Source organism: Janthinobacterium lividum (genome assembly GCF_011601275.1).
GTDB classification, from domain to species: domain Bacteria; phylum Pseudomonadota; class Gammaproteobacteria; order Burkholderiales; family Burkholderiaceae_D; genus Janthinobacterium; species Janthinobacterium lividum_E.
The window spans coordinates 407527-421317 of the sequence record NZ_JAAOLY010000003.1 but is presented as its reverse complement, the minus strand read 5'-3'; the positions used below and the strand labels follow the sequence as shown (position 1 = coordinate 421317).

The following is a 13791-nucleotide window of genomic DNA, read 5'->3' as shown; positions in this document are numbered from 1 at the left end:
GACGTGGCCGGCTCGCTCAATACGAATGCCATGTTCACGGCCATTTCCGCCGCTGGCAGCACCGTCTTCCTCAGCGGGCGCCAGGTGCGCCAGTTCCAGGTAGGCCAGGCAGGCGCCGTGCCCATCCGGGGCCTGAGTGGCAGCCTGTACGGCAGCACGGGCGGTGCGGGCGCATTGCAAGCCATCATCAACGATGCGGGCAGCGACCTGATCGAACAGGAACACGTGGCCGTCGTGCAGCGCGCCATTTCAAGCCAGAGCGTGCTCAGCGGCGCCATGCTGGCGGCCGGCGCGGGCGGCGTGCCCAATCCGCCACCCTATGTCAATCCGAACACGGGCGTGTCCGGCGTCAATCCGCTGGCCGTGCAATTGCAGACGGTGGCGCGCATCATCGGCGGGCGCGGCGCCCTGGGGGCGAAACGGCAAATGTTTTATGTGACCTTGGGCGGCTTCGATACGCATGACCGGCAAAAAGTGCTGCATGCCGACCTGATGGCCCGCCTGGCCCATGCGCTTGCGTACTTCGACACGACCCTGGCAGCCCTGCAGGGCGCGGACCTGCGGCGGCAGGTGACGACGTTTACGGCGTCGGACTTCGGCCGCACCTTCAGCAGCAACGGCGACGGCACGGATCACGGCTGGGGCGCCCACCACTTTGTCGTGGGCGGCGCCGTGAAGGGCCGCGACATCTACGGCGCCTTCCCCGTCACGGGCATCGGCCATGAGCTGGACGTGGGTTCCGGTGCCCTGCTGCCGACCACCTCCGTCGACCAGTACGGCGCCACGCTGGCCAAGTGGTTCGGCGTGGCCGACAGCCAGCTGGCCGAAGTGTTCCCGAACATCGGCAACTTCAGCCGGCGCGACCTGGGTTTCATGACGGCGGCTTAACCATTCACGGCGATCACGAGGGTGGCGACGTAGCCCTGCGTGGCATTGCCCGCCACCGTGGCCATCTGCAGGCTGGTGCCGTCGCTGAAAACATTGTCGGTCGCATAGCTGATCCGCGCCAGGTTGCGCACGCTGGCCGTGTAGCCGCTGGCCGCATAGGCTTCGTTCAAGGTTGCCATCGGGAAGGTGAACTGCGAGGTCTTGATGCGGTTCGAGGCAGTGGCCGCCTTGGCCAGGCTGGGATAGACCTCAAAGTGCACGTGCGGCATGCGTCCGGCGTAGCAGCCTGGAAAAATGGTCGTAAAGCCGACGTTGCCGGCGCTGTCCGTTTCCTGCACGCCACGCAGGTAATTTTGCGCCGTCACGCCGCTCGAATACAGCGAATACAGGCCGTCGCGGTCGCAATGCCATACATATACGGCGTAGCCGGCCAGGCTGGCGCAGCCGCCGCTGGCGTTGAGCAGCTGCAACTTGATGGTCAATGGCACGCCCGCCGCCACGCCGGTGGCGCCATTGAAACTGGCGCGGATATCGCTGCGCACGACGCCCGACTGGTTCAGCACGTTGATGATGCTGCCGCCGTTCGTGTTCGTGCCGTCTGCCGGATACGGCCCGCCCGTTTCCTCGGGTATCACCGTGCAGGCGCCCGTGGCAGATGTCGCCAGCGAGCCAGTGCTGGCGCCGCTACTGGCCACCGTGCCACTGGCGTCCGACCCGCCGCCGCAGCTGATCAAAGGCAAAGTGGCGGCGCCGGCCAGCAGCCAGCGCAGCACTTGCCGCCGCTCGGCCGCCTGTCGCCGCATCATTTCGAGGTCGGATGCCAGGCCGTGATCATGTAATTCCATATATATTCCATCAAGTGGGGCAAGCCCGCCAGAGCGGGGTTCAGGCTGGCGCACAGGTACAGCGCCTGTGTCGCATGGCGCGAGAGCGCCTGCAAGCTGCTGCCCGGACGCAAGGCATGGATGCGCATGCTGGCTCTCCCTGTGCTCGCGCCTGCTTACTCGGCGCGCTGGAGGTGGCGCGGGCCCTGGCGGCTGTCGCGCCGCTGCTGCGCCTGCTGACGCTGTTCCGGCGTCAGCACGGCCAGCAATTGCTGCTCGAGCCGTGCCTGCTGCAAGCTGATCTTCGCCATGGCTTGGGCCGCCGTGTTGGCCAGCGCGCTGGCTTTCACATCGTCGTAGGCGCTGGACGCAGCCAGTTCGCGCAACTGCTCGTGCGCCTTGAAGGCGATCTTTTCCTGTTCCCGCAACAAGGGTGCCTGGGCGTAGGTGGCGGCGAAAATTTTATCCTGCTGGACTTCGCTCAACTCGATGCCGCGCATAAACGGCGGCAAGCCAGGCGCGCCGGGTCCGCCAGGACCATGGCTGACGCCGGGCGGCGGCCCTTGCTGGGCCAGCGCCAACAGCGGCATGCTGCAGGCCGACAACAGCAACAGGGAGACGACGATACTCAGGTATTTCATTGGTTTTCCTTTCATGGCGGTCAGCCCTGATTGTCGGCGTCTGGCGTGTAAAGCAACGTTAGGGGCGCGTAAAAGCGTGTAAAGGAAGGGCCGGAAATGTAAGCGGACGTGTGTAAAAGCGGGTAAAACCACCGTGAACCGGCCCTGTTGACTGCTATCATCGGGCGATATTCACCCGAAAAAAGCACAGGCATGAGCAAGGTTTTGTTAATCGATGACGACGTGGAACTGGTCGGCATGTTCCAGGAATACTTGACGCAGGAAGGTTTCGACGCCCGCGCCGTGCACGACGGCGAAAGCGGCGCGGCCGAAGCGCTGACGGGCCTGTACGCCATCGCCATCCTCGATGTCATGATGCCGCGCATGAATGGACTGGAAACCCTGCGCCGCATCCGCGCCGGCAGCAACCTGCCCATCTTGATGCTGACGGCGCGCGGCGACGATACGGACCGCATCGTGGGGCTGGAATTGGGCGCCGACGATTACGTGACGAAACCGTGCACGCCGCGCGAGCTGACGGCGCGCATCCGCGCCATCCTGCGCCGCGCGCAAGCGGCCCCGCACGATGCGTCCGGCCTGGTGCCGCTGACCGTCGGGCAACTGACGATGTGGCCCGAACAGCGCCGCGTTTCCTGGGCCGGCGCGCACCTGGAGCTGACGAGCACGGAATTCAACTTGCTGGAAGTGCTGGTGCGCCATGCGGGCAAGCCCGTGAGCAAGAATCAATTGTCCGAACTGGGCCTGGGACGCCCCATGGCCCGCTTCGACCGCAATATCGACGTGCACTTGAGCAGCCTGCGCCGCAAGCTCGGCAGCCTGGCCGACGGCCGCTCCTGCCTGCAGACCGTGTACCGCCTCGGCTACCAGCTGATCAAGGAGTAAGCGTGGGCCGTCTGTTCTGGAAGTTTTTTCTGTGCATTATGCTGGCGCAAGTGACGGCAACCATCGGCATCGGTGGCACCTTCTGGCTGAAAAACCGGGCCGCGCAGCAGGAACGGGCCCTCGACATCGACACCAGTCCGCCGGCGCAAATGATCATCGAAGCCGCCAGCGCCACCCTGGAAGCGGGTGGCAGCCAGGCCTTGCGGCAATTCCTCGGCAAGCTCGAACGCATGCGCGTGTTCGCCGTCGATGCCAAGGGGCAAGAATTGATGGGCCGCGCCGTGCATCCCACCATGCTGGCCAAGGCGCGCGCCATGCTGGAGCAAAGCCAGGCCCATCCCGTCGTGCGCGAAGCGGCCGGCGGCGACGGCAAGCGCTACTTGCTGTTCCTGCCCTCGTCCGAACGCTTCCGCAATGCCGAGGCGGGCGCCGCGCGCGACACGCTGAACGCCGTCGCCATGAGCGGCCCGCGTGCCATGGGACCCGGTCCACGGCCCCACGAAGCGGGCGCCCCGTCGCCACGCGGCGAATTCGGCCGCGGTATGCCACCGCGCATGGACACGCCCTACCGCAACTTCATTCCCCTGGCCGCGGCCATCGCCGCCAGCCTGTTGTTCGCCTTTTTGCTGGCCTGGTATTTTGCGCGTCCCATCCGCGACTTGCGGCAAGCGTTCGAAGCCGCATCGCACGGCAACCTGGCGCCGCGCTTTCACGCCAGCGGCAAGCGCGGCGATGAATTAACGGACCTGGGCCGCGATTTCGATCGCATGACGGGCCGCTTGCGCAACCTCATGGATAGCCAGACCCGCTTGCTGCATGACGTTTCGCACGAGCTGCGCTCGCCGCTGGCGCGCTTGCAGGCCGCCATCGGCCTGGCGCACCAGCAGCCGGAAAAGATGGCCGCCTCGATGCAGCGCATCGAACGCGAAAGCGAGCGCATGGATAAACTGATCGGTGAGCTGCTGACCCTGTCGCGGCTGGAAGCGGGCGCCGTGCAAGCGGGCGCGGGGCACACGCTCAGCGAAGATGTCGGCATCGCCGACCTCGTGCACGACATCGTGGACGACGCCCGTTATGAAGCCAAGGCGCGCCAGCTGGACATCGCGCTGGCGGGCGAAGCGGCCATGGCCGACGCCAGCGTCACGGGCCAGCCGGAACTGCTGGCGCGCGCCGTGGAAAACGTGGTGCGCAATGCCATCAAGCACAGCCCCGATGGCGGCACGGTGGACGTGGAACTGTCGCGCCAGACCGACTGGCTGCGCATCGCCGTGCTGGACCGGGGCCCCGGCGTGGCCAGCGCCGACCTGGCCCGCATCTTTGAACCGTTCTTCCGCGCCAGCAATACCCAGCACGGCACGGATGGCCACGGCCTGGGTCTGGCCATCGCCCAGCACGTCATTACGGCCCATGGCGGCCGCATCAGTGCCAGCTTGCGCAGCGGTGGCGGCTTGTGCGTGGAAATGCTGTTGCCCGTCAAAATGCCAGGCTGACCTGTCGGCAAGCCTGGCGCTGGGTATTTATGCTTGCGTATCGATGATACTGCCCAGGGTCGACGAGCTTGACTTGGCTGGACTGGCCGCCGTTTCGGCGCTGCCGGCCGTCGGAGCGTCTTGCTGCGCCGCCTTCTGCGCGGCCGCCGCTTGCAATTGCGCAATTTGCGCCTGCAAGGCCTGGATTTGCTGCGCCAGCTGCTGCTGCAGCTTTTGCGACGCCTCCGTCTGCTCGCCCTTCTGCGATTCCGTCAACTGCTTTTGCGCCGCCGTGATCTGCTTTTGCAGCGCCCCGATCTGCGAACTGCTGCCCGCACTGGCGCTACCGGCCGCGCCGACTGCGCCGCCTGAACCGATTGCCGCTACCATACTGCCTCCTCAGTGTTTCAATACCAAGATTAACGGCAGGCATGGAAGCGGATGTAGGGCGGCGGGTGTAAAGGCAGGTAAAGAAGGCGATCACCCCGCCCTGCGCCGCAATCAGGTCTTCGGCAGTGTCACGCCGACCTGGCCCTGGTATTTGCCGCCGCGGTCCTTGTACGACGTTTCGCACACCTCATCGGACTCGAAGAACAGCACTTGCGCCACGCCTTCATTGGCGTAGATTTTCGCCGGCAACGGTGTCGTGTTGGAAAACTCCAGGGTCACATAGCCTTCCCATTCCGGTTCGAACGGGGTGACGTTGACGATGATGCCGCAACGGGCATAGGTGCTCTTGCCCAGGCAAATCGTCAGCACATTCCGGGGAATGCGGAAATATTCCACGGTACGGGCCAGCGCGAACGAGTTCGGCGGGATGATGCAATAGCCCTTGCCCGATACGTCGACGAAGTTATTTGCGTCAAAATCCTTGGGATCGACGATGGTGGTGTTGATGTTGGTGAACAACTTGAACTCGTCGGCGCAGCGGATGTCATAGCCATAGCTGGACGTGCCATAGGACACGATGCGGTTGCCGTCGCGTTCCTTGACCTGGCCTGGTTCGAACGGCTCGATCATGCCCGTTGTTTCCGCCATGCGGCGTATCCATTTATCGCTTTTAATCGTCATCGCAGGGGTATCTTTCTAGAATATCGGAATGGCTGGGGCCGCACGCCTGCTGCAGGCACGGCCCGAATGGCAGGATTTTACGCGAAAATCCCCCGCTGTTGGCCCCCATCGCCTGAAAATCCTTGGCGATATTCTATTGCTTCGCCAGCAATGCCGTGATCATCTCGCGCACCACTTGCGCCGTCAGTTCCGGGTTTTCCATGGGAAACAGATGGCCGCCCGGCACTTGGCGGAAAAACTTGCCGACCAGCTTGCGCGTGGCCTTCAAGCCCGCTTGCCGGCATTCCACCGATTCCGTGCCGCCGATAAAGCCGATGGGCACTGGAAAACCATCCTTGACGAGACCGCCAATATGGTGCGGCAAGCTGCGGTAGACGTCCGTTTCCACTTCCCGCGTAAAGCGCAGCTGCACCCCTTCCGGATGCGGGACCAGGCCGCTGTCGATGTAGTCGCGCAACACGTGCGGCGCCCAGATGGCGAACATGTCCTTGGCGGCAAAATGCTCATACGCGGCTTGCGCGTCCGGCCACAGCTTGCGCCGCCGGGCGGAAAAACGCGACGGCGAGAAACGCTCTCCCAGCGCCGTGTTGCGCGCCAGCCGCACCAGCAAGGCGCGCCAGCCCGCCACTACGGGCGAATCGAGCAAGACGACGCAGCGCACGAGGTCGGGACGCTGCTTGGCCACCATCACGCTGAGCATGCCGCCGAGCGAATGGCCGACGAGGACCACGGGCGCATTGTAGCGGCGTTCAAGCTCGTCGATATACTCGCGCACCAGCTCGGGCCAGCCCGTGCTGACGGGGTATTCCGGGTCGTGCGCATGCATGTCGAGCGCCTGCACGGTGTAATGCTGGCCCAGCAAGCCGAACAGCTTGCGGTAGGTGCCGGCAGGATAACTGTTGGCGTGGGCAAAGTGCAGTTGCGGGAGGGTCATCGTAGGGCGGTGCCAGTGAATGCGATAGGCAATTGTAATGGCATGCCGGCAAGACGAATCAGAGGAAGGCCTCTAATTGCGGGCGCACTGGCGCCATGCCTGGCACGAACGAGGCCAGCACTTCGCCCAGCTCGGCCATCGAATCCACCACGCAAAAAGCGCCGTCAAACGCGTGGTGACGGTTCATGTGATTGCGCACGACGATGCATTCCAGCCCGGCCGCATTGGCGGCGCGCAAGCCGCGCGGCGAATCTTCCACGGCTACGCAATCAGCGGCGGCCAGGCCCAGGCGCTGCAAGCCCAGCTGGTAGCCGTCCGGCGCCGGCTTGCTTTCGTCATACATTTCACGCGTCAGCACGAAGTCGAAGTAGTCGAGCAAGCCCGTGGCCGCATGGCTGATCCGGAAATGCTGTTCATAAGCACTGGTGACCACGCCCATGGCCACGTGCGGACGCAGCGCCGCCAGCACTTGCCCGATGCCGGGCGTGGCCAGCCGGCGCGCCTGGCGCAAGCGTTCGGCAAACAGTACCGTGCGCTCGGCGCGCAGGCGCTCGACCAGTTCGATCTCGTGGCCCTGCCCCAGCAATACATGCCAGGCGCCGTAGTTATTGTCCAGGAACCAGTCAAAGAATTGCTTCGGCGTCAGGTCTATGCCGTAGGGCAAGAGCAAGTCGCGGTTGCTTTCGTAAAACAGCTGTTCGGTATCGACCAGCACGCCATCGTTGTCCCACAGCACGCCCTGGATGGTTTTCATGGCTTGTCGGTCAAAAACTTACTTGAAGAAGATGTCATACGACAACTTGACGATCAGCAGCACCAGCAACACGAGGAAGAGGATGCGCACGAAGGCGGCGCCGCGGCGCACGGCGATCCAGGTACCCGTCAGCGCGCCCAGGATATTGCACACGGCCATCGGTGCAGCCACGGCATATACCACGTGGCCGGCGGGAATGAAGAAGGCCAGCGCGGCCACGTTGGTGGCGATATTCACCAACTTCGAGCAGGCCGAGGCAAGGATGAAATCGAAGCCGAAGACGCGGATGAACAGGAAAATCAGGAAACTGCCCGTGCCTGGCCCGAACAGACCGTCATAAAAACCGATGGCGCCGCCGATGACGATGGCGAGGATGCGTTCGCGCGGGCCGATGGGGCGCGCTTCGCGGGTCGTGCCGAAATCCTTCTTGATGAAGGTGTAGATGGCCATGACGATGATCAATACCAGCACCATCGGGCGCACCACCTGTTGCGGCACATAGGACACGGCAGCCGCGCCGATGAAGGACATGACGAAGGCGCTGGCCACGGCCGGCAGCACCAGCAGCCACGGAATATGTACCTTGCCAACGAAGGAGCGGGCGGCAAACGTGGTGCCGCAGGCGGACGCCAGTTTATTCGTGCCCAGCAAGGACGTGGAAGCCATGTTCGGCATCAGGTTGAACAGGGCCGGCAGCTGTATCAGCCCGCCCCCGCCCACAGCGGCATCGATCAGGCCGGCAAAGAAGGCAAATAAACACAGCAGCGAGATGGTCAGCATGGTAGGCAATATGGAATGGGCGACAGCGGCAGTATAGGCGTCGTGGTTTTTTTCCGATGCAACTTCAAATTGCGGAAAACGCAATCAGGCGTAACGCTTGACGGAATGCGCCCCATGCGGTCTACTGGCCTCTTTTGCCGGGAGTGACGCGATGTCGATGAAACTGATGTGGGAGATCCGCGCCTTCTGCACCGTGGTGGAAAAGCGCAGCTTCATCCACGCGGCGCGCATGCTGGGACGCTCGCCGTCCGCCGTCACGCGCGCCATCCAGTTCCTCGAGGAAGCCATCGGCGCCGAGCTGATCCTGCGCACGCAAAAACAGTTCACCCTGACGACGGCCGGCGAAACGTATTACGCATCGGCCAAGCACTTGCTGGAAACGCAGGCCGAGGCGGAAGACCAACTGGCGGAACTGAGCAACTCGCCGCAGGGCTGGGTGCGCCTGTCGGCGCCGGAAATTTTGTCCTTGGGCTTCCTGCCCAAAGTGGTGGCGCAATTTTCGCGCGACTACCCGAACGTGTCGGTGGACATCCATTTCTCGGACAAATCGATCGACCCCATCCAGGAAAAGCTGGACTTTGCCATCCGCGGCGCCTTCCCCCAGTCGAGCGAGCTGATCGGCTATCCACTGTGGAACTACCGCCGCTATATGTACGCCTCGCCTGACTATATCGCCCGCATGGGCGCACCTGAGGAACCCGAAGAGCTGGCCGGCCACGACATCATCATGCACTCGGCCCCGCGCATCCTGCGCGACTGGCATTTCGTTTCCACCGAGCGCAACGTGCGCTACCAAGTGCAGCCGCGCTTCCGCTTCACTTCCGGCATCGCCACTTTCCAGGCGGCCCTGGAAGGCGCCGGCATCGTGCGCCTGGCAAGCTGGCTGGCCGAGCCTGCCGTGGCCGCCGGCACCCTGCGCAGGGTCTGCACGGCGTACCGGCTGACGTCGTCGAAGGAGCTCGATCCCAGCATCCATGCCGTGTATGGCACGTCGAGGATGGCCAAGGGGGCGCGGCTGTTTCTCGAATATGTGCGGCAGCGGGGGCTGGAGATACCGGATGAGCGGCACAGCTGACCTTGCGCCGGTGAACAGCCGCTATGACCCGATGCGCACAGAAACAGGCGTGCCCAGGACCCACGCCACATCATAGATCGGCGCCGCGCCACGAAACGCTATCGCGATGAGCCCGAGCGGAGTCACCGTGCCATGCGCAATAAAGGTTTCCACATAACCCGAGGAACCCACATCGTGGTAAGCCACCTCCTTCGCTTTCGCCAGCGGCGCCGGCCCGACAAGGGCGGGCCCCTGAAATTGAAAAATCAGCGCACAGCCTTTTCTTTCCGCTTGTTGCGCCGCGCCTTGCAACTCCTGCGACAGCGTCACATGGCCAAAAACCCCTTGCAGCAGGCGCTGCCGCACGATCGCCTCGGCGGTTGACAGGTCCGTCACATGAAACAGATACGGGTGTTGCAGGCGAACGGCGTCAGGTTGCCCTCCCTGCAAATCAAACTGACGGGACTTTGCCTGCGTACTTTGCGAACGGATCCGCGCCTCGAAACTGAGCACCGGCACGGTCGCCTTTTTCTTCCAGCTAAACCAGCCCATCTCCACCCTTTCAGAATATTCCAGGCAGCACCGGGGCTGCCAACCCATGGCAGATATATACCATTAATGCAGCGGCGTCCGCTAGCGCCCATGCCAGTAGCGCGGCCGGCTGGCCCGATATCGCGTCACATCAATATCTTCGCCAAACTCCATCACCACCGCGCCCGTCACATCCGTGCGCAGCCGGGCAATCCCCATGTCGCCATAGCGCGCATACACTTGCGGCTTCGGATGTTTGTAACGATTCCTGTGTCCCACCTGGAAAATCGCCAGGGTCGGATGGACGGCGTGCAAAAACGCCGGTGTCGATGAGGTGCCGCTGCCGTGGTGCGGAGCCAGCAGCACGTCGGCGGCCAGTTCACCTTCGGCAGAACGGGCCAGCAATTGCGCCTCCTGCGCCGCTTCGATGTCGCCGGCCAGCAAGATCGAGTGCTTGCCTGCCGTGATTTTCACGGTACAGCTGCGGGCGTTTGGCTTCAGGGCAATGTCCGTGTGGCTGGCTGGCAATGGGTGCAGCATGGCGAAGTGCACGCCTTCCCACGTCCAGCTCTGGCCCGCCATGCAGTGCAGATATGGCCGGTGCGATTCCCGCCGGAACTCGACGGCCGGATGGCCATCGAACAGCGACGAGGCAAGCCAGCCCACTTGCACGTTTTCCAGCAAGGACATGGCGCCGCCCGCGTGATCGAGGTCGCTGTGGGAAATGATCACGCCATCGAGCTTGGCGATGCCGCGCGCGCGCAAGTACGGCACGATGACCCGGCTGGCGCCATCGGAATCGAGGCTGTAGGCGGGCCCCGTGTCGTACAGCAGACGGTGGCCGTGCGTTTCCACCAGCACGGCCATGCCTTGCCCCACGTCGAAGGCCGTCACCCACAGCTGGCCCGGCGACGGGCTGGACGGCAAAGCCGTCAGCAGCGGCAGCCAGCCCAGCATGCCCGCCCACCTATGGGGCCATCCGCGTGGTGCCAAGAGCCAGGCCGTGCCGAACAGTGCCCAGCAAAAACTCCACATTGGGGGCGCGGGTGCGGTCCAGACGGCAAAGCGGCGCGCACCGAGCCAGTCCAGCACCTGCGCCAGCATCTGCACGATGGCGTGCGCCAGCAGCAACAACCCATCGGACAGGGGCGCCGGCAGCAAACTGCCCGCCAGGGACAAGGGCGTGACGATCAGGCTGATGACGGGAATGGCCAGCGCATTGGCCACGGGACTGACCAACGAGACTTGCGAGAACAGCAGCATCGTCAGCGGCACCAGCCCCACCGTCACCACGTATTGTGTGTGCGTGCCCAGCGCCACGGCAGCGCGTAGGCGGCGCCAGCGTCCAGCCTGCGGCGGCAGCGGCGCCGTGATGCGGCCCGCCGTGGCGTACAGCATGGTGGCGACGGCGCCGAACGACAGCCAGAAGCCGGGCCACAGCACGGCCCACGGATCGAGCAGCACGACCACGCCCAGCGCCAGGCACAGCACGTGAACGATGCTGGTGATACGTCCCAGCCACAGGGCCAGCGCCACCACCAGCAACATATACAAGGTGCGTTGCGCGGGCACGCCGAAGCCGGCCAACAATACATAAAGAAAGGCCGCCAGCGCACCGGCCAGCGCCGCCACCTTTTGCGCCGGCAGCCGCAGGGGCAGCTGCCAATCCGTGAAAAACGAGCGTCGCCACAACGCGCCCGCCCCCAGGGCGAACAGTCCCGCGATCATGGTGATATGCAAGCCGGAAATCGAAATTAAATGGCTGACACCCGTGCGGTTGAACACTTGCCAGTCCGACTGGGGAATGGCGCGCTGGTCGCCCACCACCAGCGCCACGATCACGCCCGCGTACTGCTTGCCTTCCAGGCTGCGGGCGATGCGTGCGCGCAGCGCCGCCCGGCTGGCCTCCACCACGTTGCCGAAGCCGGGCACGAAGGCGGCCAGGCGCGCATTGGGCGTATCGGCGCGCGGCTGTGGCCGTACATAGCCGGTGGCGCGCACGCCCTGCTCCAGCAGCCACGCTTCGTAATCGAAACCCATGGGATTCGCATTGCCGTGCGGACGCTGCAGGCGCACCGTCAGCCGCCAGCGTTCGCCCGGCTGCACGTCGCCGACGGCGTTCGTCACTGCATCGCGAAAACCCGCATACCAGGACAGGGCGATCAAGGGCGGCACCTTCGCCCCAACCGCCTTCTCCACGGCAAAATTGAAGCGCACTCCCTGCTCGAAGCGGTACGGCAGGCTGGCGATGGTGCCCGTGACAACAATGTCCTGCCCTTCGTCAGCCAGCGCCAGCTGCGGCGCCATGGCGGCCTGGGCCAGCGAGGCTGCCCAGTAAAAGCCAAGGCCAACTCCAGCGGCGAGCGCAACAACGCAGCGCCATCGCGCGTGGCGGCGCAGCAACAGACTAGCCGTCAACCCTGCGCAAACGACCACCCACAGCAGCACGCCCGCGCGCGGCGGCAAGCTTGCCTGCGTCTGCAACCAGGCGGCGCCAGCGGCAAAGCCGAGTATCAGGGTGCGCATGGGAGCTCGCGGCTAAATGGGCTCAGGTACTGTGAACGTTTTCGACTCTTTGCCATCTGATCTGGCGCAATGGTACCAATGATAGAAAGTTCAGCACACCATCCGGCACCACCGCAGGCGAAACTTCGCCCATGCTAAGATGGCCATCCGGCGCCCAGGCGCCACGACTTAGCGGATCTTGCATGACCCCACTGACAGCGGCCGAAACCTATTTGCAGGACTTTCATCAAAGGCAAGTGGGTGCGACCAGCGCCGCGTTTGCCCATCTGCCAGCCAGTTCCCCCGCCGGCAACTGGGCCTCCTCCTACGAAGTACTGACCAACCTGGTACCGGCCGCGGACAAGCCATTGAGCGTGCTCGACCTGGCCTGCGGCGACGGCCATCTGCTGGGCTTGCTGGCGGCCAGGCGGCAAGCCCGGCTGCAACTGTTGGGCGTCGACATGAGCCATGCTGAACTGGCCGCCGCGCGCGCAGCCCTGCCTCCGTCCGTGCATCTGCTGCATGGCCGCGGGCAGGCGCTCGATCTGCCGTCCGCCAGCGTCGATTATCTCGTCTCGCACATGGCCCTGATGCTGATGGACGACATCGAACAAGTCGTGCGGGAAATGCGCCGCGTGCTGCGTTCCGATGGCCAGTTTGCGGCCATCGTCGGCCGCACTTTCTTGCTGGGCGAGGTGAACGATGTTTTCATGCGCGTGTTCAAACCGATCGCCAGCACCGAGCTGCCGCCGCTGCGCTTCGGCGACCGGCGCACGGGGTCCGAAGCGGGATGGCGCGAGCTGCTTGATGGCAGTTTCACAGACGTCGAATTCGACAACATCGACGTCCCATGGGCACCCACGCCGGCTGAACTGTGGACGGCCCTGCTGGATACCTACGACATCGACCGCCTGGACGACGGAGCCAGGCAGCGCCTGCGCAACGCGTTCCTGGATGCCGTGGCGCCGCTGCAAACCGGTGACGGATTGATCGTCACCGGCTGGGGGCTACGCGCCGTACGCGCTAGGGCGGCCTGAACTGCCATCGTCGCCAGTGACTGTCCGCATCACCGGCAACAGGCTGCGATAGTAGCTGCCACGGCGCACAGCATTGTTACTGTCCATTGCAGGTTTGCTGGCAGGCGGACCGTTCGGCGTTGCACTCTGCTTGAGCGGTACCGCCAGCAATGCAAGCCCGCCATTCGGCAGCGCAGGCGCTAGCGCAGCTGGCTAAGGCTGGCGTCGCAGTCACCGCCAAACCGAGGCCTGACGCAAAAAGAAATGCAGCGAGCTTTTTATTCATGGTGTTCTCCCAAAGTCGGATGGCTGATGAATCCCTGCGCGCGCCATCCACTGGCGCAGGGCCACATACACAGGTATGTCGGGTGTTATCGCAAGCTGGCCGTGCGTCAGCGCGAAGTAAAAAGTCCTGCGGCTGCCAGCGGATACTGGAGCACCG

At 64.2% G+C, this 13791-nt stretch carries 15 protein-coding genes; 5 read left to right on the top strand and 10 right to left on the bottom strand.

Annotated elements, in window-relative coordinates:
• Positions 1 to 888, top strand: an 888-nt coding sequence (locus tag GYK42_RS07175) for a DUF1501 domain-containing protein (protein WP_166446911.1), incomplete at its 5' end; no start/stop codon positions are given.
• Here GYK42_RS07175 and GYK42_RS07170 read toward each other — a convergent pair.
• Genes GYK42_RS07170 through GYK42_RS07160 form a run of 3 tightly spaced genes read right to left on the bottom strand, consistent with a single transcriptional unit; the run spans position 885 to position 2353 of the window.
• Positions 885 to 1733: an intradiol ring-cleavage dioxygenase gene (locus tag GYK42_RS07170; RefSeq protein ID WP_166446910.1), complete on the bottom strand. Its 849-nt coding sequence runs from the start codon at positions 1731 to 1733 to the stop codon at positions 885 to 887. The genes GYK42_RS07175 and GYK42_RS07170 overlap by 4 nt on opposite strands.
• On the bottom strand, positions 1691 to 1861 hold the full coding sequence (locus GYK42_RS07165; protein WP_166446909.1) for a hypothetical protein: 171 nt from the start codon (positions 1859 to 1861) through the stop codon (positions 1691 to 1693). The genes GYK42_RS07170 and GYK42_RS07165 overlap by 43 nt, the downstream gene beginning before the upstream one ends.
• Before the next feature lie 27 nt (positions 1862 to 1888).
• Positions 1889 to 2353 carry a Spy/CpxP family protein refolding chaperone gene (locus tag GYK42_RS07160; protein WP_166446908.1) on the bottom strand — a complete coding sequence of 155 codons (465 nt, stop codon included), beginning with the start codon at positions 2351 to 2353 and terminating at the stop codon, positions 1889 to 1891.
• Between the two features lie 192 nt (positions 2354 to 2545).
• Here GYK42_RS07160 and GYK42_RS07155 point away from each other — a divergent pair, with 192 nt between their 5' ends.
• Both GYK42_RS07155 and GYK42_RS07150 read left to right on the top strand, forming a co-directional pair.
• Positions 2546 to 3235, top strand: a complete 690-nt coding sequence (locus tag GYK42_RS07155; protein ID WP_166446907.1) for a response regulator transcription factor — start codon at positions 2546 to 2548, stop codon at positions 3233 to 3235.
• A 2-nt stretch (positions 3236 to 3237) separates the two neighbouring features.
• Entirely contained in the window at positions 3238 to 4725 is a 1488-nt protein-coding gene (locus GYK42_RS07150) for an ATP-binding protein (protein ID WP_166446906.1), read from the top strand.
• Between the two features lie 27 nt (positions 4726 to 4752).
• Here GYK42_RS07150 and GYK42_RS07145 read toward each other — a convergent pair whose 3' ends face one another.
• From GYK42_RS07145 to GYK42_RS07125, 5 genes are all read right to left on the bottom strand, one after another.
• Positions 4753 to 5094 (bottom strand): FlxA-like family protein, encoded by a 342-nt coding sequence (locus GYK42_RS07145; RefSeq protein WP_166446905.1) that lies wholly within the window; start codon positions 5092 to 5094, stop codon positions 4753 to 4755.
• A gap of 111 nt (positions 5095 to 5205) precedes the next feature.
• Positions 5206 to 5775: a dCTP deaminase gene (gene dcd / locus GYK42_RS07140; RefSeq protein WP_034755486.1), complete on the bottom strand. Its 570-nt coding sequence runs from the start codon at positions 5773 to 5775 to the stop codon at positions 5206 to 5208.
• Positions 5776 to 5908: 133 nt separating this feature from the next.
• Positions 5909 to 6709 (bottom strand): alpha/beta fold hydrolase, encoded by an 801-nt coding sequence (locus GYK42_RS07135; protein WP_166446904.1) that lies wholly within the window; start codon positions 6707 to 6709, stop codon positions 5909 to 5911.
• Positions 6710 to 6767: 58 nt separating this feature from the next.
• Positions 6768 to 7463 (bottom strand): HAD family hydrolase, encoded by a 696-nt coding sequence (locus tag GYK42_RS07130; RefSeq protein ID WP_166446903.1) that lies wholly within the window; start codon positions 7461 to 7463, stop codon positions 6768 to 6770.
• 18 nt (positions 7464 to 7481) lie between these two features.
• A complete protein-coding gene (locus GYK42_RS07125; protein ID WP_166446902.1) occupies positions 7482 to 8243 on the bottom strand; it encodes a sulfite exporter TauE/SafE family protein in 762 nt (253 codons plus the stop codon).
• A 151-nt stretch (positions 8244 to 8394) separates the two neighbouring features.
• Here GYK42_RS07125 and GYK42_RS07120 point away from each other — a divergent pair, with 151 nt between their 5' ends.
• Positions 8395 to 9318: a LysR family transcriptional regulator gene (locus GYK42_RS07120; protein ID WP_166446901.1), complete on the top strand. Its 924-nt coding sequence runs from the start codon at positions 8395 to 8397 to the stop codon at positions 9316 to 9318.
• A 21-nt stretch (positions 9319 to 9339) separates the two neighbouring features.
• Here the strand turns inward: GYK42_RS07120 and GYK42_RS07115 are convergent, their stop codons facing one another.
• Entirely contained in the window at positions 9340 to 9849 is a 510-nt protein-coding gene (locus GYK42_RS07115; RefSeq protein WP_166446900.1) for a hypothetical protein, read from the bottom strand.
• An 81-nt stretch (positions 9850 to 9930) separates the two neighbouring features.
• Positions 9931 to 12354, bottom strand: coding sequence for a DNA internalization-related competence protein ComEC/Rec2 (locus tag GYK42_RS07110; protein ID WP_166446899.1), 2424 nt, complete (start codon positions 12352 to 12354; stop codon positions 9931 to 9933).
• A gap of 182 nt (positions 12355 to 12536) precedes the next feature.
• Between GYK42_RS07110 and GYK42_RS07105 the strand changes: the two genes are divergently transcribed.
• Entirely contained in the window at positions 12537 to 13370 is an 834-nt protein-coding gene (locus tag GYK42_RS07105; protein ID WP_166446898.1) for a class I SAM-dependent methyltransferase, read from the top strand.
• Positions 13371 to 13791 lie beyond the last annotated feature (421 nt).